This window comes from Rossellomorea sp. RS05, from assembly GCF_039822645.1.
Taxonomy (GTDB): Bacteria; Bacillota; Bacilli; order Bacillales; family Bacillaceae_B; genus Rossellomorea; species Rossellomorea marisflavi_B.
In genome coordinates this window covers 70,986-97,792 of the sequence record NZ_JBDKWY010000009.1, presented here as the reverse complement: position 1 = coordinate 97,792, position 26,807 = coordinate 70,986, and the positions used below count along the sequence as shown (strand labels likewise).

31 protein-coding genes are annotated in these 26,807 nt (G+C 48.6%); 15 read left to right on the top strand and 16 right to left on the bottom strand.

The window, feature by feature from the left end:
• Nucleotides 1-71: 71 nt before the first annotated feature.
• Nucleotides 72-1,421, top strand: coding sequence for a sigma 54-interacting transcriptional regulator (locus ABJ225_RS19155; RefSeq protein WP_347321353.1), 1,350 nt, complete (start codon nt 72-74; stop codon nt 1,419-1,421).
• A 200-nt stretch (nt 1,422-1,621) separates the two neighbouring features.
• Here ABJ225_RS19155 and ABJ225_RS19150 read toward each other — a convergent pair whose 3' ends face one another.
• The 5 genes from ABJ225_RS19150 to ABJ225_RS19130 form a co-directional block, all read right to left on the bottom strand.
• Complete coding sequence (locus tag ABJ225_RS19150; RefSeq protein ID WP_218246623.1) at nt 1,622-3,082, bottom strand: catalase; 1,461 nt, start codon at nt 3,080-3,082, stop codon at nt 1,622-1,624.
• Between the two features lie 188 nt (nt 3,083-3,270).
• Nucleotides 3,271-3,594, bottom strand: a complete 324-nt coding sequence (locus tag ABJ225_RS19145) for a DUF779 domain-containing protein (protein WP_048014649.1) — start codon at nt 3,592-3,594, stop codon at nt 3,271-3,273.
• 1 nt (nt 3,595) lies between these two features.
• A complete protein-coding gene (adh, locus tag ABJ225_RS19140; protein WP_048014648.1) occupies nt 3,596-5,116 on the bottom strand; it encodes an aldehyde dehydrogenase in 1,521 nt (506 codons plus the stop codon).
• A 161-nt stretch (nt 5,117-5,277) separates the two neighbouring features.
• Nucleotides 5,278-5,682: a S1 domain-containing post-transcriptional regulator GSP13 gene (gene yugI / locus ABJ225_RS19135; protein WP_048006988.1), complete on the bottom strand. Its 405-nt coding sequence runs from the start codon at nt 5,680-5,682 to the stop codon at nt 5,278-5,280.
• Between the two features lie 262 nt (nt 5,683-5,944).
• Nucleotides 5,945-6,238, bottom strand: coding sequence for a spore morphogenesis/germination protein YwcE (locus tag ABJ225_RS19130; RefSeq protein ID WP_258523365.1), 294 nt, complete (start codon nt 6,236-6,238; stop codon nt 5,945-5,947).
• Between the two features lie 321 nt (nt 6,239-6,559).
• Between ABJ225_RS19130 and ABJ225_RS19125 the strand changes: the two genes are divergently transcribed.
• Together ABJ225_RS19125 and ABJ225_RS19120 are read left to right on the top strand one after the other, a co-directional pair.
• Complete coding sequence (locus tag ABJ225_RS19125) at nt 6,560-7,891, top strand: sodium-dependent transporter (protein ID WP_218246621.1); 1,332 nt, start codon at nt 6,560-6,562, stop codon at nt 7,889-7,891.
• Between the two features lie 196 nt (nt 7,892-8,087).
• Entirely contained in the window at nt 8,088-8,300 is a 213-nt protein-coding gene (locus ABJ225_RS19120; protein ID WP_218246620.1) for a helix-turn-helix domain-containing protein, read from the top strand.
• A 166-nt stretch (nt 8,301-8,466) separates the two neighbouring features.
• Here the strand turns inward: ABJ225_RS19120 and ABJ225_RS19115 are convergent, their stop codons facing one another.
• Entirely contained in the window at nt 8,467-9,639 is a 1,173-nt protein-coding gene (locus ABJ225_RS19115; RefSeq protein ID WP_218246619.1) for an aminotransferase, read from the bottom strand.
• Nucleotides 9,636-10,136: an Lrp/AsnC family transcriptional regulator gene (locus ABJ225_RS19110; protein ID WP_347321352.1), complete on the bottom strand. Its 501-nt coding sequence runs from the start codon at nt 10,134-10,136 to the stop codon at nt 9,636-9,638. The genes ABJ225_RS19115 and ABJ225_RS19110 overlap by 4 nt, the downstream gene beginning before the upstream one ends.
• Nucleotides 10,137-10,268: 132 nt before the next feature.
• Here ABJ225_RS19110 and ABJ225_RS19105 point away from each other — a divergent pair, with 132 nt between their 5' ends.
• Complete coding sequence (locus tag ABJ225_RS19105; protein ID WP_347321351.1) at nt 10,269-11,147, top strand: alpha/beta fold hydrolase; 879 nt, start codon at nt 10,269-10,271, stop codon at nt 11,145-11,147.
• Nucleotides 11,148-11,240: 93 nt separating this feature from the next.
• Nucleotides 11,241-12,404, top strand: coding sequence for a MalY/PatB family protein (locus tag ABJ225_RS19100; RefSeq protein ID WP_347321350.1), 1,164 nt, complete (start codon nt 11,241-11,243; stop codon nt 12,402-12,404).
• Nucleotides 12,405-12,441: 37 nt separating this feature from the next.
• On the opposite strand, the gene ABJ225_RS19095 is transcribed toward ABJ225_RS19100, so the two are convergent.
• The 3 genes from ABJ225_RS19095 to ABJ225_RS19085 form a co-directional block, all read right to left on the bottom strand.
• A complete protein-coding gene (locus ABJ225_RS19095) occupies nt 12,442-12,954 on the bottom strand; it encodes a superoxide dismutase family protein (protein WP_347321349.1) in 513 nt (170 codons plus the stop codon).
• A gap of 78 nt (nt 12,955-13,032) precedes the next feature.
• On the bottom strand, nt 13,033-13,230 hold the full coding sequence (locus tag ABJ225_RS19090) for a hypothetical protein (RefSeq protein WP_053429339.1): 198 nt from the start codon (nt 13,228-13,230) through the stop codon (nt 13,033-13,035).
• 143 nt (nt 13,231-13,373) lie between these two features.
• On the bottom strand, nt 13,374-14,090 hold the full coding sequence (locus tag ABJ225_RS19085) for a peptidylprolyl isomerase (RefSeq protein ID WP_347321348.1): 717 nt from the start codon (nt 14,088-14,090) through the stop codon (nt 13,374-13,376).
• 95 nt (nt 14,091-14,185) lie between these two features.
• Between ABJ225_RS19085 and kapB the strand changes: the two genes are divergently transcribed.
• A complete protein-coding gene (gene kapB / locus ABJ225_RS19080; RefSeq protein ID WP_347321347.1) occupies nt 14,186-14,584 on the top strand; it encodes a kinase-associated lipoprotein KapB in 399 nt (132 codons plus the stop codon).
• A 40-nt stretch (nt 14,585-14,624) separates the two neighbouring features.
• On the opposite strand, the gene kapD is transcribed toward kapB, so the two are convergent.
• Nucleotides 14,625-15,245 carry a 3'-5' exonuclease KapD gene (gene kapD / locus ABJ225_RS19075; protein ID WP_347321346.1) on the bottom strand — a complete coding sequence of 207 codons (621 nt, stop codon included), beginning with the start codon at nt 15,243-15,245 and terminating at the stop codon, nt 14,625-14,627.
• Between the two features lie 247 nt (nt 15,246-15,492).
• Here kapD and ABJ225_RS19070 point away from each other — a divergent pair, with 247 nt between their 5' ends.
• A complete protein-coding gene (locus ABJ225_RS19070; protein WP_347321345.1) occupies nt 15,493-17,343 on the top strand; it encodes a transglycosylase domain-containing protein in 1,851 nt (616 codons plus the stop codon).
• 329 nt (nt 17,344-17,672) lie between these two features.
• Here ABJ225_RS19070 and ABJ225_RS19065 read toward each other — a convergent pair whose 3' ends face one another.
• Together ABJ225_RS19065 and ABJ225_RS19060 are read right to left on the bottom strand one after the other, a co-directional pair.
• Entirely contained in the window at nt 17,673-18,248 is a 576-nt protein-coding gene (locus ABJ225_RS19065; protein ID WP_258523364.1) for a YufK family protein, read from the bottom strand.
• A gap of 122 nt (nt 18,249-18,370) precedes the next feature.
• The gene (locus ABJ225_RS19060) at nt 18,371-18,619 is read right to left on the bottom strand and encodes a hypothetical protein (RefSeq protein WP_347321344.1); all 249 of its coding nucleotides are present in this window, start codon (nt 18,617-18,619) and stop codon (nt 18,371-18,373) included.
• A gap of 282 nt (nt 18,620-18,901) precedes the next feature.
• Here ABJ225_RS19060 and ABJ225_RS19055 point away from each other — a divergent pair, with 282 nt between their 5' ends.
• From ABJ225_RS19055 to mnhG, 7 genes are read left to right on the top strand one after another with little or no spacing between them, the layout of a single operon-like run.
• Nucleotides 18,902-21,307 (top strand): Na+/H+ antiporter subunit A, encoded by a 2,406-nt coding sequence (locus ABJ225_RS19055; RefSeq protein ID WP_347321343.1) that lies wholly within the window; start codon nt 18,902-18,904, stop codon nt 21,305-21,307.
• Entirely contained in the window at nt 21,304-21,732 is a 429-nt protein-coding gene (locus ABJ225_RS19050) for a Na(+)/H(+) antiporter subunit B (protein WP_048013269.1), read from the top strand. The genes ABJ225_RS19055 and ABJ225_RS19050 overlap by 4 nt, the downstream gene beginning before the upstream one ends.
• Nucleotides 21,732-22,073, top strand: coding sequence for a Na(+)/H(+) antiporter subunit C (locus tag ABJ225_RS19045; RefSeq protein WP_048007006.1), 342 nt, complete (start codon nt 21,732-21,734; stop codon nt 22,071-22,073). The genes ABJ225_RS19050 and ABJ225_RS19045 overlap by 1 nt, the downstream gene beginning before the upstream one ends.
• Nucleotides 22,066-23,547, top strand: coding sequence for a Na+/H+ antiporter subunit D (locus ABJ225_RS19040; RefSeq protein WP_347321342.1), 1,482 nt, complete (start codon nt 22,066-22,068; stop codon nt 23,545-23,547). Before ABJ225_RS19045 ends, ABJ225_RS19040 begins: the two co-directional genes overlap by 8 nt.
• A gap of 7 nt (nt 23,548-23,554) precedes the next feature.
• Nucleotides 23,555-24,031 carry a Na+/H+ antiporter subunit E gene (locus ABJ225_RS19035; RefSeq protein ID WP_218246607.1) on the top strand — a complete coding sequence of 159 codons (477 nt, stop codon included), beginning with the start codon at nt 23,555-23,557 and terminating at the stop codon, nt 24,029-24,031.
• A 47-nt stretch (nt 24,032-24,078) separates the two neighbouring features.
• Nucleotides 24,079-24,315 carry a Na(+)/H(+) antiporter subunit F1 gene (locus ABJ225_RS19030; RefSeq protein ID WP_481900642.1) on the top strand — a complete coding sequence of 79 codons (237 nt, stop codon included), beginning with the start codon at nt 24,079-24,081 and terminating at the stop codon, nt 24,313-24,315.
• Complete coding sequence (gene mnhG / locus ABJ225_RS19025; protein ID WP_218246605.1) at nt 24,299-24,658, top strand: monovalent cation/H(+) antiporter subunit G; 360 nt, start codon at nt 24,299-24,301, stop codon at nt 24,656-24,658. The genes ABJ225_RS19030 and mnhG overlap by 17 nt, the downstream gene beginning before the upstream one ends.
• A 37-nt stretch (nt 24,659-24,695) precedes the next feature.
• Here the strand turns inward: mnhG and ABJ225_RS19020 are convergent, their stop codons facing one another.
• The 3 genes from ABJ225_RS19020 to ABJ225_RS19010 all read right to left on the bottom strand — a co-directional run bounded on the left by ABJ225_RS19020 (nt 24,696) and on the right by ABJ225_RS19010 (nt 26,239).
• The gene (locus ABJ225_RS19020; RefSeq protein ID WP_347321341.1) at nt 24,696-25,322 is read right to left on the bottom strand and encodes a nitroreductase family protein; all 627 of its coding nucleotides are present in this window, start codon (nt 25,320-25,322) and stop codon (nt 24,696-24,698) included.
• A 103-nt stretch (nt 25,323-25,425) separates the two neighbouring features.
• Nucleotides 25,426-25,794 carry a DUF2188 domain-containing protein gene (locus ABJ225_RS19015; RefSeq protein WP_218246603.1) on the bottom strand — a complete coding sequence of 123 codons (369 nt, stop codon included), beginning with the start codon at nt 25,792-25,794 and terminating at the stop codon, nt 25,426-25,428.
• Nucleotides 25,795-25,849: 55 nt separating this feature from the next.
• Nucleotides 25,850-26,239: a PaaI family thioesterase gene (locus tag ABJ225_RS19010; protein ID WP_056541100.1), complete on the bottom strand. Its 390-nt coding sequence runs from the start codon at nt 26,237-26,239 to the stop codon at nt 25,850-25,852.
• Nucleotides 26,240-26,403: 164 nt separating this feature from the next.
• Here ABJ225_RS19010 and ABJ225_RS19005 point away from each other — a divergent pair, with 164 nt between their 5' ends.
• Entirely contained in the window at nt 26,404-26,775 is a 372-nt protein-coding gene (locus ABJ225_RS19005; RefSeq protein WP_218246602.1) for a YuzC family spore coat inner layer protein, read from the top strand.
• The last annotated feature ends 32 nt before the right edge of the window (nt 26,776-26,807 follow it).

Genomic DNA, 26,807 nt, shown 5'->3' with positions numbered 1-26,807 from the left:
AAAATTTTTATTTTCAAAGTCAGCTATGAGACTTGAAAAATAATGGAGTGCCAATCGAAGGGGGATTCATCGTGCTCGAACGTGAGAAACGCCTATATATGTATGAAGTCGTGGCCCATCACCTCGAGTCAGGTGTCCACGTCATCGATTCGACCGGACGGACCGTGATTTACAATAGTAAAATGAGGGAAATCGAAGGCATGGAAGTCGAGGATGTATTGGATAAAAACCTCCTCGATGTCTTTCAATTTCACTCAGAAGAAGAAAGCACCCTTCTTCAGGTGCTCCACACAGGGACACCTACGCTGAACGTGAAGCAAACCTATTTCAATAGCAATGGCGTGGAAATTACCACAATCAACGACACATATCCCATTCAGTTGGAAGGGGAAATCATCGGTGCGGTTGAAATTGCGCGGGATGTGACAACATTGGAGAAAATGATGAAGGGCTATGTTCATACACGCCCGGTTCCTCCAGCCTTTCATCGCATCGTGGGGTCCCATCCCCGAATTCAGGAAGCGCTCTCCGCCGGGAAGAAAGCCGCCCTGTCCACGACTCCCATCCTCATTTGCGGGGAAATCGGTACGGGTAAGGAAATGTTGGCACGAAGCATCCACTGTGATGGCGTACGGAAGGATGCTCCTTTCATCAAGCAGGATTATTCGTCCATGCCTGGAGAAGATCTATCGATGATCCTTTTTGGTACCGGTTTCAAAGACGGGGTCATGAAGGAAGCCGCAGGCGGATCGATCTTATTCGATGAACTGAATGCCATGCCCATCCACGTGCAAGAACAATTACTCGACCTGATGGACAGTAGTTCCATACCTGATGTCCGCCTCATGGCCACGGTCAATGAAGATCCGATCGACGCGGTGGCAGAGGGCAGGCTGTTGAAGGAACTATACTATCGGTTCAGTTCGGCCTCCTTCTTCATCCCTCCTCTCAGGAACAGGCTAGATGATCTGCAGGAGCTTGTTCCGAGCTTCTTGGATCGATTCAATCACCACTATGCCCGGAACGTCACAGGCATTTCCCAAGAGGTCGAGGAGACGTTCCGTCAATACGACTGGCCCGGGAACGTGAGGGAACTCGAGCACGTGCTTGAAGGAGCGTATCAGCTCATCGGCTCCCATAAGGTAATCGGATTCAATCACCTCCCATTCGGCTTCCGGCAGCGGATCCATCATTCCCCTGTCGCCGACATCCACCAGGGTGACTCCGATTTCCTCCACCAGTCAGGAAGCGAACCTAAACCCCTTGAGGTCTTCATGGAAGAAGCTGAGACATACTATATTCAAAAAGCCATGAAGCATCACCAATTCAATGTCACCAAGACTGCCAAGGCACTCGGGATGAGCAGGCAGAATCTCCAGTACAGAATCCGCAAATATGGCATCGAGCGCGGGGGATATTGAATTCTAACGTGAAAAATATGAGGCTCGGACAATGTGTTTTAGCCATAAGGAAACCCGGATTCATTTGTCTCAAATAAGGCAAATGAATCCGGGTTTATAATTTGTTTGTGGAAAGCGTAGTCTTGCACGGAAATCATGAGCGTATCAAGAACCTACACTGATCGTGTTGGTCATTAAATAGCCCCTCTTTCGTTTTGGCTTTATTGCATATGTTGAAGGTACGGGGTGAGATCGACCCCGATCTCTTTCGAAAGTTCTTTCCCCAATTCCGCATCGGCTCGGAAGAAGTTGCAGACTGCACGCAAGGCAATGCGCGTATCGATTACGGACAATTCACTTGAAATGTTTTTGACCACCTGAGCCTTCACTTCATCGGGGTAGCTCCTGAAAATGTCTCCTGCCTGGCCAAAATCATCGGTTTTACGGATCTTGATCCTTCCTCTTTCACCAGTGACTGGTTGATGAACCTCTTCATACCCCGGCACTTCCTCAGGTTCCCCTGAAAAGCTGTTCGGTTCATAGTTCACCGGACTCTTCTGCTGCTTGAACGGCATCCCGCCATCCCGCTGGTTATTGGCTACCTGTGCGAATGGACAGTTGATTGGAAGCTGAAGATAATTGGCTCCGATCCGGTAGCGCTGGGTATCGGAATAAGAGAATAATCTACCCTGCAGCAGTTTATCTTCAGAAGGAAGCATCCCATTGACCAATACACCCGGGTTGAATCCGGCGGACTCAGTCTCCGCAAATACATTTTCAGGATTCTGATTCAGGATCATCGTCCCGACAAAGTGGGCAGGAATATCCTCTTCCGGCCAGTCCTTTGTAGCATCCAGAGGATCGTATGAGAAAGAATCAAGTTCCATCGGATCAAGGATCTGAACGTACAGATCCCATTCAGGATAATTCCCTTCCTCAATGGCCTCATAGAGGTCCCTGCTGGCATGGTTGAAGTCCTTACTCTGGATCTCAGCTGCTTCCTCTGCAGACAGGTTTCGGACCCCCGCCTTCGGCTTCCACCTCAACTTCACATAAACCGTATTCCCTGCCGCATTCACCCATTTGAATGCATGCACACTCGACCCCCGCATTTGGCGATAGTTTGCAGGAATCCCTTCATCGGTGTAAAGATGAAGGAGCATATTCGTCGACTCCGGTGACAGGGTCATGAAGTCCCAGTAGCGCTCCGGTTCCTGAATATTCGTCTGGGGATTCGGCTTAAGGGCATGAACCATATCCGGGAACTTCATCGCATCACGGATGAAGAAGACAGGCAGATTATTGCCGACAAAATCCCAGTTTCCTTCTTCGGTATAGAACTTGACTGAAAATCCCCGGGGGTCACGCAGTGTTTCCGGAGAGTGCTGACCATGGATCACAGTCGAAAAGCGGGCAAATACCGGCGTTTCCTTTCCTTTCTCCTGAAGGAAGGCAGCTTTTGTATACTTCTTCATACTATTTTTCGTGACGAAGACCCCATGGGCCCCCGCTCCCCTCGCATGGACCACCCGCTCTGGGACCCGTTCACGGTCAAAATGCGCCAATTTCTCAATTAATTGATAATCTTCGAGAAGAGTTGGCCCATTACTTCCAGCCGTTAACGAGTTTTGATTGTCTCCAATCGGGGCTCCTTGATTCGTTGTCAGTTTTTGATTTTTCATACGGACACCTCTTTTATTTATAATAATTATTATTAAAGTATAGTTTTATTCTATCCATTTCACACACTTTGTCAACAACTATTTATAATTATTATAAAATGATAACTTTTAAAATCAACAAAAAAAAAGAGACAACATTGTCCGTTGTCTCTTACACTGTATTCTCGCGCTCTATGAAATAGAACACATTATTTTTTCAGAGAGGAAGTGGTTACAAATCTGACCCCGATAGCGGATTCCAAGGAAAACATGCCACCCCTCCCCTCTTTCACATCCAAAAGGATATCAAAGGCCTTCCAGTACTCATATTGCTCCCGACTCATATAGAACGGCGCCTGAGAAACGGTACCAACAAGCACATCCCCGTCACCGATGAGGAGGTCTCCCTCTTCCAGGCAGATCGGGGCGCTGCCATCACAGCATCCACCTGATTGATGAAAGAGAAGGGGACCATGCTTTTCCCGCAGTTTCTTGATCACGCCATCCGCTGCGTCCGTAGCAGAGACTGACATTTTAGAAGAAACCTAGTTTCTTCGGACTGTAGCTGACAAGAAGATTCTTCGTCTGCTGATAGTGGGAGAGCATCATCTTATGGGTTTCCCGTCCGATTCCGGACATTTTGTATCCACCGAAAGCCGCATGGGCAGGGTACTGGTGGTAACAGTTCGTCCATACGCGCCCAGCCTGGATATCCCTTCCGAAGCGATAGGCCGTGTTCATATCCCTCGACCACACGCCGGCCCCAAGTCCATAAAGGGTATCATTGGCAATCTCCAGCGCTTCTTCTTTCGTCTTGAATGTGGTCACGGAAACGACAGGTCCAAAGATTTCTTCCTGGAACACCCGCATATCGTTGGTTCCTTTGAAGATCGTCGGTTGGACATAGAAGCCTGTCCCGTGATCACCGTCAAGCTTGTTCTGTTCTCCGCCGATCAACACCTCGGCACCTTCGTCTTTCCCGATTTGAATGTAAGAAAGGATTTTGTCGAGCTGCTCTTGGGAGGCCTGTGCTCCGAGCATCGTATCCGTATCAAGGGGATTCCCCTGCTTGATTTGTTTGACCCGTTCGATGGCGCGCTCTATGAATTTATCATAAATGGATTCCTGGACCAGGGCCCTTGAAGGACAGGTACATACTTCCCCCTGATTCAGCGCGAACATGACAAAGCCTTCCACCGCTTTATCAAGGAAGTCGTCATCCTGGTCCATCACATCCTCGAAGAAGATATTCGGGGATTTCCCGCCCAGTTCAAGTGTGACCGGGATGAGGTTTTGAGAAGCATACTGCATGATCAACCTTCCCGTCGTCGTCTCACCCGTGAACGCCACTTTACCGACACGCTTGCTTTGGGCCAGTGGTTTGCCGGCTTCAAGTCCAAAGCCTTGCACTACATTCAGGACGCCCTTCGGAAGAATATCCTTGATGAGATCCATGAGGACCATGATCGAAGCAGGGGTTTGCTCGGCCGGTTTCAGGACGATGCAGTTCCCGGCGGCTAATGCCGGTGCAATCTTCCATGTGGCCATGAGGAGAGGGAAGTTCCACGGGATAATCTGTGCGACGACCCCGATCGGCTCATGAAAATGGTAGGATACAGTATCTTCATCGATTTCACCGATTGTACCTTCCTGCCCCCGGATACACCCGGCAAAGTACCTGAAGTGATCGATGGCAAGGGGAAGATCCGCAGCCAGCGTCTCACGCACAGGCTTTCCGTTATCCCACGTCTCTGCCACTGCCAGCATTTCAAGGTTTTCTTCCATCCGGTCGGCAATTTTATTGAGGACGGACGCCCTTTCGGCAACAGTCGTTTTTCCCCATGCATCCTTTGCAGCATGAGCGGCATCAAGGGCCTTTTCCACATCTTCCTTATTGGAGCGTGCAATCCGGGTGAAGACCTTCCCTGTCACCGGCGATACATTATCAAAGTACTCACCGCTCACAGGCGGTACGAATTCCCCTCCGATAAAGTTTTCGTACTGATCCTTGAACGACACCATTGAGCCTTCAGTATTCGGGTTTTGATACAGCATTCGACATCCTCCTTTATTTATGTATATTCCTACTAAATAAAGCGCTTACATTCCGATTATACTAGAGACCCTTCGTTTGCCACAAGTATATTAACTCATTATTCTATATTTTCAAACATATTAAGACAAATAAAAAAGCGGCCTAAGCCGCTTCTTTTGTCTTACTTCTTGATTAGATCTTCGCGTTTTGATTGCTCAATCCACTCTTCAAGTTTGTCTTTAAGAGTATTGAAGCCTGCAGGAGTTGTTTCTTCAGCTGCTGCCGGTTTCACACTTCCTTGACGACGTGGTTTCTTCGCTGCTGCCGGTTGTTCTGCAGGAGCTTCTTGAGTTGCGCGGATTGAAAGGCTGATTTTCCCTTTCGCTTCGTCAACAGAAAGAACTTTCACTTGAACTTCATCACCAACAGAAAGGTGCTCATTCACGTCTTTAACAAATCCGTGAGTGATTTCTGAAATGTGGACAAGTCCTTGTGTTTCTTCATCTAAAGCAACAAACGCACCGTAAGGTTGGATTCCTGTAACTTTACCAGTTACAACTGATCCTGTTTCGAATTTTGTAGTCATGGTAACACTCCTAGTATATATATTATTTTCTCTTTTACACGCAATTGTAGATTATATCACAGTTTTTTGATTTCCGCAAAGTTAATTTCACCGTTCCATTGCAGATCAACCTACAATTGCACTCTCATTATGTAGGCTTCCCATACCGATCAATAAATAAAACCTCTTATGATCATTCTTTATTCATCGCGTAAATAAAGAGGATTCCCACGAACGAGTAGACAGTAAAAAACCCGGGCCATTGGCCGCGGGTTCCGTTTCATTATGACTTGATAAGCCTTTTTTCACGTTGCTTCCGAAGATAAGGTGTCGCGTAAAGATAAAATGCGGCAAGATGGGCAAATGCAAAGTTTGCAACGAGCAAGCTCCAAAGAGTCACATGCCCCCAGCCACCAAGTTCAGGTACCACGACGTAATAGATGAATGCACCCCATAGGGCGATGACGAACGGGATATGGGCCACTGCCCACTTGCGGTGTTCTATCCAGAGAAAAAGAGGCGTGGCGGTTGCAATAAATAGGTAAACCATGAATACATCCATTTTAATGACCTCCATTCATATTTTAAGGAAACGCTTTCAATTTTGTCGAAAAAAAGTCTAATTTGTGAACGTTTTGTTACAATTAGTATACTACAAACAGATGAAATTTCCACCCCAAAAACCTGATTTTTTTAAAATTTTCAATAATTTAGTGAAAAAGTTATAGGTTGAAACGTTTTCATCCATAATAAGTGGTGAAACACCCATATTTTATCCATTTTTCTGTCGGTTAAACCCAGCACGCTTATAAATTGAAAATTTGAAAATCCTGTGTACATGGGTATGAAAACATAGTACGATTGAAAAATCTTATTTTTTTGAAAGGAGGAGCTGTAATTGGCTGCAAAACAACAATGGACTTCTAAACTTGGCTTCATCCTGGCTGCTGCAGGTTCGGCCATCGGACTGGGCGCCATCTGGAAATTCCCCTATATGGCCGGGGCAAATGGTGGAGGTGTTTTCTTTCTTCTCTTCATCGTATTCACGGTCCTGATCGGAGCTCCCATCCTCCTCGCCGAATTTATCATCGGTCGGAAAGCAGGCGCTGATGCCATCACATCTTACAAGAAGCTTGCGCCAAATTCCTATTGGCATATCATAGGATACTTAGGAACGATCGTTTCCTTCATCATCCTATCTTTTTATAGTGTCGTCGGAGGCTGGATTTTATCCTACCTCTGGAGAAGCATTACCGGCTCTTTGAGTGGAAAGACACAAGAAGGATTTGCTGCACTTTTTGACAGCGTCATCTCTAATCCTGTTGAGGTGCTGATAGCACAGGGCGTCTTCATGATCATGACCATCATGGTCGTGCAAGGAGGTGTACAGAAGGGAATCGAACGGGCGAGTCGATATATGATGCCATCATTATTCATTTTATTCTTCGTTCTCGTCATCCGGGCCCTTACCTTAGACGGTGCCATGGAAGGGGTACGATTCCTTCTCCTGCCGGATTGGAGTTATCTTAATGGAAAAACCGCACTACTTGCCATGGGACAGGCATTTTTCGCTTTGACTGTCGGTCTCTCGGTCATGGTCACATACGCTTCCTACCTGCCAAAGGGTGACAGCATGCCAAAGTCCGCGGTCAGCGTATCCGGTCTGAACATCTTGATTTCCCTACTGGCCGGCCTGGTGATTTTCCCTGCTGTCTATGCACTCGGATTCCAGCCTGATCAGGGCCCTGGGATTGCGTTCATCGTCCTTCCCGCCGTATTCAATGAAATGGCGTTCGGTGGCGTTTTCTTCACGATCTTCCTGATTCTGCTGCTTTTCGCCACTCTTACATCCGCCTTCTCTATACTGGAGATCGGTGTCGCGGGACTTTCGAAAGGAAAAGAAACCAAACGAGTGAAATATTCGTGGATGGTTGGCGTTCTTGCTTTCATCGCGGGGATCCCAAGTGCGCTGTCTTTCGGCGTACTGGGTGACATCAAAATTGCTGGATTGAATTTCTTTGATTTTGCCGATAACATCACGTCGAATTTCGGTCTCCCGATCGGAGCCCTGTTGATTAGCCTCTTCATCGGATACCGGATGAAGAAGGAAGATGTCTGGAATGAGGTACGTTCAGGTTCAAGTATCTCATACGGCGTTTTCAACGCTTGGTTGCTCCTTATTCGTATTCTTGTGCCCGTAGCCATCGTTTTGATTTTGATCTCTCGATAATACGTAATAAAAATCCCGATGCCACCACAGGCATCGGGATTTTTTGCAGGATCGGTCCATTAATGAGGTGCTAGGTTTCCCTTCCATCCTCTGCTTTTGTAACAGATTGTTCAACGCTGGACGTGCGCATTTTTTCCATATGATTGTATACTAATGATAAGAAAATAACCGTTTACATGAGAAGGAGGAAGACGCGATGTCACACTTTGGAAGGAATATCAAGAGGATACGTGAAGAACGCCGCATGACTCAGCAGGAGTTGGCGGTGAAGGCAAGGATCGGGACGAACACCTTAGTGAAATATGAAGAGGGAGAGAAAATACCGGATACCCCGACGGTGTTGAAGTTTTCAACAGTTCTGGATGTGCCAGCCTCCGCTCTGTTGGACGAACGGTCACCCGCTTCCTGATAAATTCATGATGACGGTGTATAAATCCACCCATTCATGGTCATACTGACAATAAGCTTTCTAAGTATTCCCCCTTTTGTTTTCATTTTGATAGGCGCCCACTTTCCAAGAGGCGCCTCTTTTTTTGCAAAAAAACAAGGCCGCACCCATTGGGTACGGTCTTGTTTCAATTAGAATGGGCTTCTACGAACCTCCTGAGGCGTTTGACCGCTTCCTGGAGCTGTTCCATGCTTGAAGCATAGGAACAACGGATGAAGCCTTCTCCGCCTTTCCCGAAGACATTCCCGGGGACGACGGCTACTTTTTCTTCTAGAAGCAGCTTTTCAGCGAATTCCTCCGAAGACAAGCCTGTTTTCTCAATTGAAGGGAAAGCATAAAACGCACCGCCGGGAGTATGGCATGACAATCCGATCTCATTCAAGGAATCAACGAAGTAATGCCTTCTGTGGCGGTAGCTGCGCTTCATCTCGATTACATCTTCCATTCCTTTATCCAGTGCCTCGATGGCAGCGAATTGCGCTGGAGTGGATGCGCACATCATGGCATACTGATGAATCTTCAATAATGCTTGCGAGACGTCGGCCGGGGCACAAATGTAGCCAAGTCTCCATCCCGTCATGGCGAAGCCTTTTGAGAAGCCGTTGATGACGATGGTCCGCTCCCACATTCCTTCCAGGGAAGCAATGGATACGTGATCAGCATCATAGGCAAGTTCAGAGTAAATCTCATCGGAGATCACGGCGAGGTCATGCCGCTTGATGACTTCCGCCAGCTCCTTAAGATTTTCCTCTTCCAACACACTGCCTGTCGGGTTGTTGGGGGAGCATATCAATACTGCTTTTGTTTTGGGGCTTATCGCTGCTTCTAGCTCCTTGGCCGTCAAATTGAAGCCATTCTCCGGGTTGGTCCCGATTGTAACGGGCACGCCTCCTGCCAGTTCCACAAGGGGCACGTAGGACACGAATCCCGGCTCCACGATGATGACTTCATCTCCATGGTCGACCAGAGCGCGAATGCTGATGTCGAGCGCCTGGCTTGCACCGACCGTGACGATGACCTCGCCTTCAGGATCATAGGATAAACGGTACTGCTCTTGCATATAACGGGCGATGCGCCTGCGGAGATCCATCAGACCAGCATTCGCTGTATAGGACGTATATCCCTGCTCGAGTGACAGGATGGCCGCTTCCCGGACCGTCCAGGAAGTCACGAAGTCCGGTTCCCCCACACCAAGGGATATGACCCCTTCCATACCGGCCGCCAGATCGAAAAATTTCCGGATGCCTGACGGTTTTAGCTGTTGTACGGATTTGGATACATAGCTTGTTTTCGTGGTCATGGCGATACCACGATCCGTTTGTCTTCTTCATAATCCCCGAAGATGGTCCCATCATGCTTATACTTCTTCAGCTGGAAATGGGTAGTAGTGGACAGAACCGAATCGATGGTGGACAGTTTATCTGACACGAAATTTGCCACTTCGCTCATTGTACGGCCCGACACCGTGACGGATAGATCGTATGCCCCTGACATAAGGTATACGCTTTTCACTTCCTTATAACGATAAATCCTCTGGGCAACCTCATCGAATCCTACACCCCGTTTTGGAGCGACTTTCACGTCAATCATGGCTGTCACTCCTTCATGCCCTTCCACTCTCGACCAATCGACCACCGAATTGTACCGGACGAGGATATGTTCCTTTTCCATCCTGTGGACGGCTTCTACGATTTCTTCTTTTCCCACTTGAAGCATCTTGCTCAAATCTTCATACGTCAGCCTTGAATCCTTTTGAAGGACCCGTAACAGATCCAGTTCCCATTCTCTAAGCTGCATGACTCTTCCTCCTCATCACCTGTAAATGGTTTCATTATATCAGAAGCGCAAGCACATTTCTCCTAAAAGTCTTAGTGTTAAAACGAAAGGAGCGGGTAAAATAATTGGAACAACGTAAAGGAGTGGCGAACCATGAGCGACCGTGCACAATTTGCCCGATTGAACGGGGCCGAGATCTATTATGAATACGACAGACATCCTCATTCTTCCGAAACCTTCGTCCTGATTCATGGATTTCTTTCATCCACCTTCAGCTTCAGGCAGCTCCTTCCGCTCTTGAAGGCATCCTATAATGTCCTCTCCATCGACCTTCCACCCTTCGGCAACAGCAGTAAAACAAAGGGATTTGTCTATTCCTATGACAATCTGGCCCAAACCGTCATCGATCTCCTTTCCCAGCTGGGGATCCAACACATCTATCTTACCGGTCATTCCATGGGAGGACAGATTGCCCTGAATATCATGAAAAAAGCACCTTCCCTCGTCAAGAAGGGGGTCCTTCTCTGCAGCTCGGGATACTTGAAACGGTTCACATGGCCGGTCCTTACCCTGAGCCGCACACCCTATTTTCATTTGTATATCAAAAAATGGCTCGCCAAGACAGGCGTCAGGAAAAACCTCGAAAATGTAGTCTATGATCACGCCATGATCGATGAGGAAATGATGGACGGGTATATGAAACCCTTCCTGCAGGATGATATCTTCAAAGCCCTCACCAAGATGATCCGTGACCGCGAAGGCGACCTGTCCAGAGAGGATCTACGAGCGATCCAGACACCATGCCTCCTCATATGGGGTGAGCATGACAGGGTGGTACCCGTATCGACAGGTAAACGACTGAATGAAGATCTTCCCCTTTCCTCCCTGATAGTACTGAAAGACACGGGGCATCTCGTTCCAGAGGAGAGGCCCGATGCAGTCATGAGCCACATCCGATCGTTTCTCGAAGTCGGTCTCCCGGAAGGAAGTCCCGCACAGGTGGAATTCGGCCTCTCCCCTTCTCATATTTAAGAGAGGGGGACCGGCTGAATCAAATCAGTTTCATCTTTTCCACTGAACTTTTATGATGGAAGAGTAAACGACAATTCCTAAGGGGGAGTTCACTTGAGTTCATTTGAGCATGTCATTGACCGCAGAGGTTCTTCATCGGTGAAATGGGACAGGACAAAAGAAGTCTTTGGTTATGGGGATGTGCTGCCCATGTGGGTGGCCGATATGGACTTCGCACCGCCTGAGCCCGTGATTGAAGCATTGAAGAAAAGGATGGAACACCCGATATTCGGCTATACATACGCAGGAGCATCCACTGCCGGCTCCATCAAGGAGTGGATGGCCAAAAGACACGGGTGGGAAATCCAATCATCATGGGTGCAGTACAGCCCAGGGGTGGTCCCCGCACTGGCCACCATCATCCAGGCCCTAACGGAGCCAGGTGATAAAGTACTCATTCAATCACCTGTTTACCCTCCTTTCTTCAACCTGGTGAAGGAAAATGGGCGGGTGGTGGAGAATGCCCAGCTCGTCTATTCCAACGGAGGGTACTCCATTGATTTCACAGCTTTCGAAAAAGCCCTTCAAAATGGGGTGAAATTATTCCTCCTATGCAATCCGCATAACCCCGGGGGGCGTGTCTGGACGAAGGAAGAGCTGACCCGTATCGCTTCCCTGTGCAAAGAATACGGGGTCGTCATCGCGTCCGATGAAATCCACTCTGACTTGATCTATCGCCCACACCGCCATGTCCCGATTGCATCCCTTCCCGAAGGTGATGCGGATGCAATCATTACGTGCATCGCACCGAGCAAGACGTTCAACCTGGCCGGTCTGCAGGCTTCGGCCATGATCACGAAAAACGAAGAAATCCGCAATAAAATTGCGGGCATTCATGCCAAACAGGGATTCTTCACGTTGAACGCCCTCGGGATCAGCGCCATGGAAGCGGCTTACCGTCACGGAGAAGAATGGCTGGAAGATGTCATAGCGTATCTAGAGGAAAATGTCGCCCTCACAAGGGCCTATCTGAAGGAGCATCTCCCATCCCTGCATCTTGTCGAACCTGAAGGAACCTATCTGCTCTGGATCGACTGCAGCAAGACGGGTCTTTCTGACGAAGATCTGAAGGACCGTCTATTGAGAAAAGGGAAACTGGCTCTAGAAGAAGGAACGAAATATGGAGAGGGAGGAGAAGGGTTCGCGCGGATGAATATCGCATGCCCGAAAGAAACACTCCTCGAAGGTCTCGACCGTCTGAGAACGGCCCTCACTTGAACAAAATAAAAATGACTGCCAGGTATGGCAGTCATTTTTATTTTTTACCGATGGACCCGCAGGCAATGCGCTCCCCAGAGTCTCCCGATGGCTGGGTCATGCCGTCATCGGCGCTTTCATCAATGACCAGCGAGGTCCCGTCCTTGGTCATGAGGGAGGTCTTGCCCTTTGAGAGGGTCACCTGAGGAGCCATGATCGTTGCTTTTACGCTCCCGTCTTCCCCGACGATCAGATTGGGTAGATCCCCTGCATGGGGACCTTCAGGATGGAGAAGTCCATGCTTCTTCTCGAGGGGATTGAAATGATTTCCTACTGAAGCGAAATCAGGTCGTTTACATGAGCTCTTCTCATGGATATGGATAGCGAGGTCGCCCGGCGGAAGCCCCTCAAGGTCAAGGGCGATCTCCACCCCATCTGCTGTTTCCTCGAGAATCGCAGTACCGATGGAGTCCCCGACCCCGTTCTTCATGTCAACTTTCACTTTCGTCGGCTCTTTCAGGACGCATCCTGACAAAAGAAGCGCCGTGATTCCGATCAAGAATAGTTTCATCAGCCGTTCCTCCACGTTCATACTCCTCACCATTGTTGACGAGCGATGAGAAAAATATTCGCAGAAGCGGTGATTTTGTCAGTCCTGCTGGCGGCGTGACGCCTCCTCTTCCATCTTCTTTGTCTTCAGCTCTTCACGCTTCGAGATGCGGATGATCAGCCGGAATGTGAGGACGGCGGCAATCATGAAAATGAACATCGTGATGCCTGCAGGGATATATTCACTTTTATCTTCAGGAAAATACAAGAATAGATTAAGGACAAAGAATGATAACATAGAAACGCCCCTTTCCAATTAAAGCGATTACAGTCATGTTCATTATAGCAATCTTCCCCCTCCTTCACCATGCCGGATTGGGAAGGAATGTCACAATCCCTTGAACGCCTCATAAGAAAAACCCGGATTTCTCCGGGTCCCCTTTACTTCACCACTTCGATGCTTTTGATGATTACGTCTTCTTTCGGAGCATCCTGCTCCCCGACTTCAACCGAGGCGATTTCATCCACGACGTCCATCCCTTCGATCACCTGACCGAAAACGGTATGCTTTTGATCGAGCCACGGTGTACCTCCATTTTTCATGTACGCTTCGATGACCTCTTTCGGGAATCCAGCCGATTTCATCTGCTCTTCAACCTTGGAGTCGACTGCTTTATTCTGTACAATGAAGAATTGGCTTCCATTCGTATTGGGACCTGAATTCGCCATAGAGAGGGCACCACGGAGATTAAAGAGTTCTGGAGAGAACTCATCCTCGAAGGGTTTCCCCCAGATGCTTTCACCACCCATTCCGGTTCCCTCGGGGTCTCCTCCCTGAATCATGAAATCATTGATGACCCGGTGAAACTTGAGGCCGTCATAGTACCCTTTCTCGCTGTGGGTCACGAAATTCTCTACGGCTTTTGGTGCTTGATCCGGGAAAAGCTTGATCGTGATCGTTCCCATGGAGGTTTTCATCTCCACAAGCTTCTCATTTCCCGTTACTTCCTTTGTGAGCTGGGGATAGGTGACGTTCGCGTCCGACGCCTGTTCCTTCTTCGTCTCTTTCTTGCTTTCTGAACTTTTGTCGTTGTCTTGTCCACAGGCTGCCAGCACGAGGGCCAGGCCGACCAGTAAGACCAAAATCCACTTCTTCATATATGTACCTCCACGTGTTACATTGTATATAGCGTATTCTCAAACATTTCCACCTATTATTATAATCGAGTTCATCTTCTGTTAGGAGGGGTTTTATGAAAAATATCCAAATTGGTGATTATGTCACGGCCTTTTATAAGACAGGCACCTATATCGGTGAGGTGACGGGGGAACGCCCGGGCAGCTATGTGGTCAAGGTACTCGCAGTCGTGAAGCATCCGCGCCAGGGAGACCTCCACAACCCGGGAAAGGTTGACGTACCGCTCTTTCATGAGAGAAAAGCACTAGCTTTCCGTGAGCAGTCAAACATACCCGATAAAATGGTCAAGCCGTATGAAGGGACGATTCCCGAATACAACGAATCATTACTTACTGCTTTCAAGGATTTCAAGGAGAGACTCTCCGTCGACCCGACGCCCCATGATGTGAAAAGCCTTGAAGCACTATCCGAAATCCAGAGGGAATATGCCTTGATGTACGGAATTGAGTTTTGACGAAAAGGACCTGATCGCTCATCGGCGGTCAGGTCCTTCATCATGCAAGCTGATTATAGAATTTCGAAAGATCGATCCGGTCTCCGATGGTGGTGGGCTCGGCTTTTCCGAGGTATTTCTTATCCTTTTCCACCAGATGATAGATATGCTGGGTCGTCATGGCGTCATCAAGTGCTTTGTGATGTTTCCCCACACCCTCACGTCCGTATTCCTGCACGGCCTTCCACAGCCCCGTCTGGTTCTGATCACCGAAGAACCGCTTATATTCCATGGAAAGGTCAACGAATCGTGCATGGAAAGGGAAGGCCATCCCAAGGCGAGAACAGCTGTCCCTGAGCACCTTCATGTCCATATTCCCCCAGGTGACCACTTCCTTTACGCCCAACTGGTCCAATGACGTGAAATAATCATGCATCTCTTTGAACGAACGTCCCCCATCTACATCGGCCTGAGTGATGGATAAGAACCTTTTGCATCGATTCGTAAGCCTAGGGAAGAAGACCGGCTTGATATAGCAGGAAAAGGTGTCGATGACTTTCCCTCCGTTCACCACGACCACACCGGTCTCGATGATTTCCGGATGAAAATCCTTCGGGACCTTCTGCCGCTCGGGCATTGAAAACTCAAAATCAATGAAAACAAGCTGTCCCTCACTTCCCATTTCAACCCCTCCTTGTTTGGTCGTATCCCGTTATCCCATCCTGGCGTGGGACCCCTGATGGTGTATTCTTCTATTATATCATGTTTATTTCCTGAATTATGACTATTTCCTCCCATCTCCACTGAAACTTCACTCATATAGCCATCAGGGTAAAAAGAACCATCCGCTACACGGAAATGCTTCTTTATTAATTGGTTCCATTGGATTATCATGGGAGAATAAGATTACGAGAAAAGTAGAGGGTTTCATGAGAACTTTTGCAGGATATATCGCCATCAGTTGTATCGTTGCCGTCTTTTTCACCACCTTGTTTTTTTCCGCCGGGGAAGTGAAGAAAGCCGGTGAATTCCAAGATGCACTGGAATCAAAGGTGAATAAGGAGCATATGAACGTAAACCGCACATCCCTGATGAAGGATGAGGACGGTCGGGTGTTTTCCGAAATCAACCGTCCATACAGGCTTTACACGGAGGATGAGGACATACCTGACTTTGCGAAGGATATCATCATCACGAGTGAAGATCAAAATTTTTACGAACATGTTGGATTCGATGCCGGTGCGATCCTTAGGGCAGTGGTAAAAAACCTTGTTTTCACCCATATCCAGCAGGGAGGCAGCACCATCACCCAACAGCTCGCCCGCAATATGTACCTGGGTCAGGAAAAGACGTATAACCGGAAGCTGACTGAGCTCTTCTACGCCGGTCAGATCGAAAAAAATCTGACCAAGGATGAAATCATGGAAATGTATTTGAACGTGATCTATTTCAGCAATGGCGTGTACGGAATCGGAACGGCTTCCCAGTATTATTTCAGCAAGCCCGTGACCGAACTCAACCAAGGGGAAATCTCCTTCCTCGCGTCCATCCCGAATAACCCGGGGAAATATGATCCGATCAAGCACTTCGATGAAACGAAAAAACGTCAGGAGCGGTTGCTCGAGCTTCTGGTCACATCGGAGAAACTCACGGAAAAAGAGGCCGTGAAGATCAAAAAGACCCCAATCCATTTAAAGGTGAAGAAAGCAGTTGAAGAATATCCGGACTATGCCTTTTATGTTGAACACGAACTGAAGGAACTGATCGGAGAAAAAGAAGGGTTCGCAGACGAGCTTGCAGATGCCGGATCTGAAGAAGAGCGGGACGGGATCCTGAAGGAATGGGATGAACGGTTCCATGCCGTGATTTCTTCCGGCGTCATCATCAACACCGCCCTGGACCCCGCCATGCAGAAAAAAAGCACGAAAGCACTGAATGATACACTTGAGTCTACTGAACTAGAGGGAGCGAGTGCTTCCATCGACAACAAGACCCGTAAGATCGTTGCCATCACAGGCGGAAAAAACTATAAGGAATATAATTTCCACCATGCCTTCCAAGCGTTCAGGCAGCCAGGGTCCGCCATCAAACCGCTCCTGGTCTATGGTCCCTATATGGAGAAGCTGCACCCCTCCCTGCAGGAAACGATCGATGGAAATCAATACTGCATCAAGGGATACTGCCCCGTGAACTACGGGAATGCGAGTCCCGGCATGGTGACGATCAGTCAGGCATTCGCCCAATCGTATAACGGTCCCGCCCTTCGCATGATGGAAAAGGTGGGCGTGGATCAGGCCTTCGGATTCATCCGCCCGTTCCACTTCCAAAAGGTAAGTAAGGAGGATAAGACCTTTGCGGCTTCAGTCGGAGGATTCACCTATGGGATGAGCCCCCTTGAAATGACGGATGCCTATACGTCCTTCATCGACGGGGAGTATACACCGGCAAGGGCCATCACCGACGTGACTGATTCCGAGGGGAACCTCCTGTATCAATGGAAGGACAACGCAACGGAAGTTTGGTCGAAATCCACCACTGCTCAAATGAGAGCCCTCCTTCATCAAGGAGCGGTCAGCGGGACTGGAAAACCTGCCTATGTCTCCAGGTCTTATGTAGGAATCAAGACGGGGACCACGAACCAGTATCATGATTTTTGGGTCATGGGCCTCACCGATCACTACACCACAGGGGTCTGGGTCGGCCATGATACACCTGAAAACATGAGCAGCATTGAATCATGGCGTCCCGGACACAGGATTTGGAAGCAGATTATGAAATAAATAAAAAGAGGTTGAGACAAACATGTTTTAGCCATAGTAAAACCCGAATCCTTTGCCTACGATAAAGCAAAGGATTCGGGTTTTAAATTCGTTTAATGAACATCAAATTTCATCGTTTCCAGCGATTGATCGGAGTGCAAGACGAAGACTCCTGCGGGAAGAGTAGCTGATGTGAGACCCCGCAGGCGTGCCGAGGAGGCTCACGGGCTACCCGCGGAAAGCGAAGTCTTGCACGGAGATCATGAGCGTTATTAAGATACTATACTGATCGTGTTCGGCATTAAAGGGGCCTTTTTTAGTTTTGTCCCGTCCTCTTTTTTCATTCCCGTTTACAGCTTGACCTCCGATATGATCGGAAGGCTTGCCATCAGGCCGTTGTAAAGTTTAATAAGAACGAAGAAAATCGTCAGGATGAGGGCGGCCCATGAAAAAAGCTGCATGGTGACGACACCAAGCAGGCCGGCTTTGGTTAGGGAAGAGCTAATTTTATTCACAAAATAAAAGAAGTAAACCGCCGAGGTCAAAACAAAGATGGCGATCAATCCCTTGAATGATTGCAAGCTGAGGACAGAAACGAGGCCCCCGATAAAATAAATCATCGAACCCGGGCGGACTTTATTATACAGTTCACCCTCTGAATCAATCGAGAAGAACAGCATGGAAATGCCGTTGATCGTCTCTGCGATGAGTTTCAGGGCAGACAGAATCATAAAGAAGACCATCATAAGCAGAATAAGGATGGCCAGCTTCAGCTGCATTTCGGAAAGGAATTCGCTCATTCCCGCATAGACGCCGATCTTTTTGGAAAGCGTTTCGAACACGCCCACCCCGTAAACCGAAAACGTCAGGCTGAACAAAAGGATGGACAAAATAGGCAGATAGCTTGTTAAATATGTATTCTTCAAAAAGTACCTCTCCCGTGATCAATCTGTGCATTCTCATCATAATCGTTTATGAGCAGATTGAAAAGGGTAAAGGTACCAAGTGTACAGGTCGAAAGTCCCTCCAATTCAAGAGCTGACTTCCCTCATTCAACAGCCGATTCCGACTTGATCATGTGTCGGTCCCTATCGATCACCTTGATGTATTGACGAGGTTTGAATTCACCAGGTACCAAAGGGTCTGAACCTTCCCGGTCGTACCCGATCGGAACGTAATTCGTTCCTTCCCCGCTTTCGACCGATTCCAGATCGATTTGATCCCTCGAATCCACCACGCACGCCATCATGAGCAATCCTGTGAAGACGGCACATGCAACCAGCAGCTTTTGCTTCATGAATATCACCTCTCGGATAGGATGCTCACATCGGTGAGAAACTATTCGAAAACAGGACCCCAGGCACGAAATGTGCTTTTTTTTTCGAAGTATTTTTCCGTTTCTCTACATATTTAATAACAAGGGGCAAAACCCTTATGCAATGGGCGTCCGACTAATGCAAGGTGCTTTTTTTTACGTTATAATGCTCAATAGGTGCACTGTTCGGTCGCTGAATGCTCTAGTGACTGTCTTAATTCAGCTAATATCTACATAATCTGATGTATTCAAGGGGGGGTTTTTGTGACACTGCTACATTGGGCAATCTTATCGCCTTTTCTATTTGCCATACTCATTCCGTTCTTGTATAAAGCGTTCCGCAAGATCCACACCGGCTGGTTCGTCCTGATCCTGCCCGTGGTTCTGTTCGTCTATTTCTTCCGCTTTATTTCATTGACGAAGAATGGGGAAACCGTAACGGAGACCGCCAATTGGATGCCTTCCTTCGGTATTCAATTCACCGCTTACGTGGACGGTCTCGGCCTCCTGTTCGCCATGCTCATCACAGGAATCGGGGCGCTAGTCGTCCTGTACTCGATCTACTACCTGGACAAGGCAAAAGAACAGTTACATAACTTTTATGTCTATTTACTCATGTTCATGGGGGCCATGCTCGGGGTCGTGCTATCGGATAACTTGATCACCCTTTATATGTTCTGGGAGTTCACTTCCATTTCTTCCTTCTTACTGATCGGATATTGGTATCAGAAGGAACGCTCGAGATACGGGGCACTGAAATCGATGATCATCACCGTATTCGGGGGCCTTTCCATGCTCGGGGGAATCATACTCCTCTATCTCATGGGTGGCACATTCAGCATCAGGGAATTGGTGGGGATGAGCGATCAGTTGGTAACGGACCCGCTATTCATGGGGGCACTGATCCTGATCCTTCTTGGGGCATTCACCAAATCTGCCCAGTTCCCATTCCATATCTGGCTGCCTGATGCCATGGAAGCACCGACTCCAGTCAGTGCCTACCTTCACTCAGCCACGATGGTCAAAGCAGGGATCTATCTTGTAGCCAGGATGAGTCCAATCTTTGCCACTTCGGGGGTGTGGATTTGGCTCGTTGGCGGTATTGGATTATTCACCGTGTTCTGGGGTTCATTCAATGCCGTCCGCCAGAAGGACCTTAAAGGAATCCTCGCCTTCTCCACGATTAGTCAATTAGGAATGATCATGTCCTTACTAGGCATCGGAGGAGCAGCGCTTCATTACAATCAACTCGATGAAAACATTTATATGGCTGCAACCCTTGCGGCCGTGTTCCATCTGATTAATCACGCAACATTTAAGGGAAGCCTGTTCATGGTCGCAGGAATCGTCGATCACGAAACCGGGACAAGGGATATCCGTAAGCTCGGCGGACTGATGAGCTTCATGCCCATCACCTTCACCATTGCCATCATCGGAGCATTCTCCATGGCGGGGCTGCCTCCATTCAACGGCTTCCTCAGTAAGGAGATGTTCTTTACTGGAATGATAAATGTCCTTAGCCTTGATATCTTCAACTTTGAAACGTTCGGGGCGCTTTTCCCGGTGCTGGCCTGGGTGGGAAGCATCTTCACCTTCGTCTACAGCATGATCCTCGTCTTCAAGACGTTCACAGGGAAGTATCAGCCTGAGAAGCTCGAGAAGAAACCGCATGAAGCACCGATCGGGATGCTGATTTCTCCGATCATCCTTGCTTCCCTGGTAGTCATTTTTGGTTTCTTCCCGAACATCTTATCGGATCGGATCCTTGCTCCAGCAGTGAAAGCCATCGTACCGAGTCTGATTGCCGACGGACAGACCGTGAAGACGGAAATCTCCTTCTGGCACGGCTTCAGTCCGGAGCTGTTCATGACGATCGGTGTCATAGCCTTCGGGGTTATCTTGTATCTTACCCTTTCAAAATGGGAGAAGATCTATCGGGTATTACCGCAAAGGCTTTCCCTTAATTCTTTATATGACGGAGGATTACGTGGGAGCGAACGTGGGGCATACAGTTTCATGAACGGACATATGACAGGGTTCATCCGCACTTACCTTGTTTATATCTTTACGTTCTTTGTCGGGATCTCCCTCTTCAGCCTCTGGTATAACAATGCCTTCTCCCTGGAGATGGACGAAATGGCCCCGATAGGGATCTATGAGGTGGCTGTCGCACTCCTTCTTGTGGTCAGTACCGTCATGATCCTGTTCGCGAAGTCTCGCCTGACATCCATCATCCTGTTGGGCGCAACCGGTTATACGGTATCCTTGTTCTTCGTGGTGTTCAGGGCTCCAGATCTTGCCCTGACACAGCTCGTCATCGAGACCGTGTCGGTTGCCCTATTCCTCCTTTGCTTCTATCACCTGCCAAAATTGAGCAGGCATGAAGAACGCATGGGCTTCAAGCTTGGGAATGCAGTGATTGCCCTAGGCGTCGGTGTGACCGTGACACTGTTTGCCATCTCGGCTTACAGCACGAAACTATTTGATTCGATTTCAGAGTATTACATCAAGAACGTTTACGAGGAAGCAGCCGGTAAGAATATGGTCAATGTCATCCTCGTCGACTTCCGTGGCTTTGATACATTGTTTGAGATCACCGTTCTTGCCATCGCATCTCTCGGGATCTTCGCCATGATAAAACTGAGAATGACAAGGAGGGATCAAGGGTGAAAACAAAGACAAATGATGTCATACTGCAGACCGTCACCAAGGTGACCGTGTTCATTATCATCCTGTTCTCCCTTCGCCTCTTCTTCTCCGGTCACTATACTCCAGGAGGAGGCTTCATCGGGGGACTCATGACAGCAGGAGCGCTCGTTCTTCTTCTCCTTGCATTCGATTTGAAGACGGTTGCAAATATCCTGCCCATCGACTATAAGATCGTAACGGCAATCGGCCTTCTGTTCGCCATCGGGACTGCGGCAGGGGCACTATTGTTCAATGTACCGTTCCTGACGCATGCGTTTGACTACTTCACACTTCCGATTCTCGGCAAGACATCCCTTCACACGGCCGTCCTGTTCGATACCGGGGTGTATCTCGTCGTCGTCGGCGTCACGATGACCATCATCCAAACGATTGGGGTGAGCGATTAATGGAATTATTAATGGCCATTGTCATTGGGATCCTGTTCACCTGTGCAGTGTATCTCATGCTTTCAAAAAGTTTACTTAGGATCATCATCGGCACCGCTGTTTTGAGCCATGGCGCCCACCTTCTCATCTTGACGGTGAGCAGCCTGAAGAGAGGGGCAGCCCCGCTGCTCGGACAGCATGCGGAATCCTACGTCGATCCGTTACCGCAGGCATTGATCCTGACAGCGATCGTCATCAGCTTCGGTGTAACGGCCTTTTTCCTGGTCCTCGCCTACAGGGCCTATCAGGAGCTCGGTACCGATAATATGGATCAGTTGAGAGGAAACGAAGGAAATGATTAATTTATTGATTCTACCGATACTCATACCACTTATCACGGCAACGATTCTCATGTTCATCAGTAAACAGGTGAAGACGCAGCGGACGATCGCAGCGGTTTCCACCATCGGAACCGTCATCGCATCCGTCATCCTCGTCATCACGGTTTCAAAAGAAGGAATCCAGACCCTTAACCTTGGGAGCTGGACGGCGCCATTCGGAATCACACTTGTATCCGATATGCTTTCAGCACTGCTTGTACTCACAACGAGCATCATCACCCTGCTGGTGATCCTCTACTCCTTTCAATCAATTGGACGCGACAGGGAACGATTCTATTATTATCCTGTTGTCCAATTCCTTTTAGTCGGGGTGAACGGCGCCTTCACAACAGGGGACATCTTCAATCTATTTGTCTTCTTTGAAGTAATGCTCATGAGTTCCTATGTTCTCATCGTCCTCGGCGGGACAAAAGTCCAGCTCCGGGAAGGGATCAAATACATACTGGTGAACGTTATTTCATCAGCCTTGTTCGTCATTACCGTTGCCTACCTGTATTCAGTCGTCGGCACCCTGAACATGGCGGATATCTCACAGAAGATCGCAAGCGTGGAGCAACCAGGCATCCTGACAGCCATCGCCATCCTGTTTTTGATTGTGTTCGGCCTGAAAGGCGCCATATTCCCGCTTTACTTCTGGCTGCCGGGCTCCTACTACGCACCTCCGACCCCGATCCTGGCCTTATTCGGAGCATTGCTGACTAAGGTTGGCGTCTATTCGATCATCAGGACCTATACGTTGTTCTTCTATCACGATCCAGGGTTCACCCATGAGATGCTTGGCATACTGGCAATCCTGACCATCGTTGTCGGATGCGTGGGGGCCATCGGGTTCTGGGATGTGAAGAAGATCATCATTTATAATATCGTCATCGCCGTCGGGGTCATCCTATTCGGGATTTCCACCATGAACGGTGAAGCGATGGAAGGCTCCATCTACTATCTCATTCACGATATGATCATCAAGGCCGCTCTCTTCCTTCTGATCGGCGTCATGATATCCATAACCGGTACGATGGATGTCCGGAAGATGGGCGGTCTGATCAAGGAATATCCTTGGCTGGGCTGGACCTTCTTGGTAGCAGCTTTCTCACTGGCGGGCATCCCTCCCCTCAGTGGCTTCATAGGGAAACTATTGATTCTGAAGGGAAGTTTCTCCTCGGAATTCTACGTGGGGGCTTTCGTCATCCTGGCCTCAAGCCTAGTGGTCCTTTATTCCGTCATCAAGATCTTCCTGAACGGTATCTGGGGCGTACCAAAAGAATACACAGGTATCTCTAAAAGTCACGCACGCTATCTGTGGGCAACTTCCGCCGTACTCGTCCTCCTTTCCGTGTTTTACGGCTTGGGCGCAGATGCAATCCGCCCGCTATTTTCACAGGCGGCCGAAGTACTTGTGGATCCGCAAATCTATATTGACGCAGTGTTAAAGGAGTGATGTACCCATGGCTTTTCAAATCTTATTGAACTTCATCTTGGCATTTGTCTGGATGTTCCTATCCGTCTCCTTTACCGCTCCTTCATTCATTGTCGGTTATCTGCTAGGCCTGCTGATCATCCTGGCCATGAGGCGGTTCTTCCCGGATCGTTTCTATCTTTGGCGGGTGGTGGCATCCATCAGCCTGCTGTTGTTATTCCTGAAGGAACTGATCAAAGCGAACGTAGATGTATTGAAAACGGTCCTTAAGCCAAAACTCGATTTCCAGCCAGGCATCTTTGCATACGAGACCAATCTGAAAAAGGATTGGGAAGTCACCTTGCTGGCCAATCTGATCACATTGACACCCGGAACCCTGGTGATGGATATATCCATGGATAAGAAAATCCTCTATGTGCATGCAATCGACCTTCCCGATAAAGAAGCTGTCATCAATGATATCCGCAATTCTTTCGAGAAAGCCATTATGGAGGTGAGCCGCTGATGCTTGAAATCATCATCCGTATCACCCTGATCTGCGTCTCCCTTTCCATGCTCGGACTCATTTACCGGGTCATCAAGGGACCTACCACTCCCGACCGGGTAGTGGCATTGGACGCCATTGGGGTGAATCTGATCGCCATCGTCGCACTGGTTTCCATGCTGATCGATTCCGATGCCTTCCTGGAAGTCATTCTTCTGCTAGGGATCCTGGCCTTCATCGGGACGGTATCATTTTCCAAATTCCTCGAGAAAGGAGCGATCATCGAACGTGACCGAAATCGTTAACTATATCATCGGATTCTTTCTTCTTATAGGTGGATTTCTGAGCCTCGTTGCATCCTTCGGGGTTCTCAGGCTCCCGGATGTGTACACACGGAATCATGCGGCCTCGAAAAGTGCCACACTTGGGATCATGTGCATCCTGCTCGGAACATTCCTTTATTTTTATATCGTGCACGGCATCTTCAATTCCAAGGTCCTGCTGGCCATCGTGTTCATCTTTGTCACTGCGCCGGTCGGTGGTCATCTCATCTCCCGTGCAGCCTATCATTCAGGAGCGAAACTCTGGGATAAAAGTGTTCGGGATGACTTGAAGGACAAGGAAAAATATGATCGACAACATCCATAAAAAAAGCGAAAGCCGTATCGGGACGGCTTTCGCTTTTTCATTTACCGATATATGTAACAAACTCACTGACAGGCTTCCTGTAGCCCCGGGGTTTGCGGCTTTCTCTCTTTTCCTTCCCCACAGAAATCATCATGACGACTTCGTACTGATGCTCTATGTTCAGGATTTCCTTGACCTTTTCCGGATCGAAGCCAATCATGGGGCACGTGTCCCAGCCTTTTTCTTTGGCAGCAAGCATGAAGACCATGGAAGATAGGGATGCATTACGGATGGCTTCATCCCGCTGAAATCCACTTCCTTTTCCTTCATAGAAAGAGGTGGTATTCTCGACCATACCAGAGAATTCTTCTTCGTTCACGATTTTCAGCATCTTCAATCCCCGATAAATTTCTTCTGCTGACTCGTACGCCTTTTTATCCCCCAGGAGCAAAACGACTGCTGAAGCAGAACGTACTTTATGCTGCCCCATGGCTGCACCCTGTAGCTCCTCTTTCACACCCTCGTCTGTCACGACGATATATCGCGTATGTTGGAGATTGAACGCGGATGGGGAAAGCTTGACCAGTTCAAAAATGTCGTTCAGGTCCTTTGTTTGGATCGGGTGATCAGGCAGAAAAGTTGATGCCGAGCGACGTTCTTTCATCAGTTCTGTAAAATCGGCCATTCTTTCACTCCTTCATTTATCTTGAATTCAAGATAACTATACCGAATAGGCAGAATATTGTCAAATCAATCCAAAGAAAAACCCCCGTCTCCGGGAGTTCTCCTTATTTTTGGTATAGATGATTTTCAACCGATCCATCCTCTTTATACACCACAAGGGTGCCGGAATGATCTGTTGCATATCGCTTTGCTCGCTCCAACAGCTTTTCCTTCGTCTCTTCCACCATGATGGCCCGCTCTCCATCGGCTTTTTTCAGCTGCCAGCCATCATCATGGACGGTGACGTGATACTCTGCCTTAGCGGTCTGCGTTCCCTCCTCTGACTTGTGGGCCCGATCCGTGGCAATGGCGATCGCCCTGCCCTCTTCATACCCTTCATCAAGTAGCGCATTTCCAATCTCGATGGCTTTATTCCGGACATCAGACGGCAGATTCTTCAGTGACTCGGGATAATCTTGTTTCGACCAGCTCATGTTCATACCTCCGTAGTAAGTGGGATTGTCTATCCTTTTCCCCCACCCGTCACGGTTAAACGTTCTTTTTTGGTACTACGGCCATGGTACAGCGTGACACGCAGATGAGATCGTCCGCCTCGTCGGTGATCTTGATGTCCCATACCATGGTGGTTCGACCTTGGTGCAGGACGGTCGCCGTCGCTGTCACCTCACCGTCTTTTTTCGCCTTGATGTGATTGGCATTGATCTCGAGACCGAAGCATATCTCCTTATCGAGATCGATCAGTTCCACAGCCCCAACGCTTGCGACGGTTTCTGCAAGAGCGACGGATGCCCCTCCGTGGAGGAATCCAAAAGGCTGTCTCGTCTGCTCATTGACGGGCATCGTCGCCACGATCCTGCCTTTTTCTACCGTGTTGAATTCAATTCCCAGTGCACTGATCAATGTGTGATCAAGTTTCATATTCCTTCACCCCTTCCCCATACTCTTCGACCTCGCGAATCAAAATCCTTTATCTTTTAGTAGGTCCAGGTTCAGCCTATCACAAGGTGGCAGGAAGATGAATGAATAAATGCAGAGCCTCTTTCATACGTTTACGTAGATGATGTCAGAGAAAGGAGTGTTCCATGATGTATCGTTTCCATCCTTTCCATGGGAACAGACCGTCGCCTCAATCGTATATGAACCAGCCGCGGGTGCTCCCTGTAACCGCCCCCGATACGCTGATGGCTTCGGCCGGGAAGACCCTTAGCTTGATGGACGATGCCAAATTGGTTCTCGCGCGCATCAACAGCTCAAGGGAATTTGCCTCCAAGCTGATGACCGCCGCTCAACAATCCAATCTTCCTGAAGTACACAGATTGCTTCAGACGATCCCGACGCGCGTACAGCCGGTCGTATCCTTCAATCCTGATGGTGTGAGATTCGTATTTGATGAAAAATTGGGTCAGGTGGATTGCTGTCATTTGATTGTATCTGTCAAGTGGAATGAGTTTTGAAAAGCCGAAGGAAGCCTGAGATGCTTCCTTTG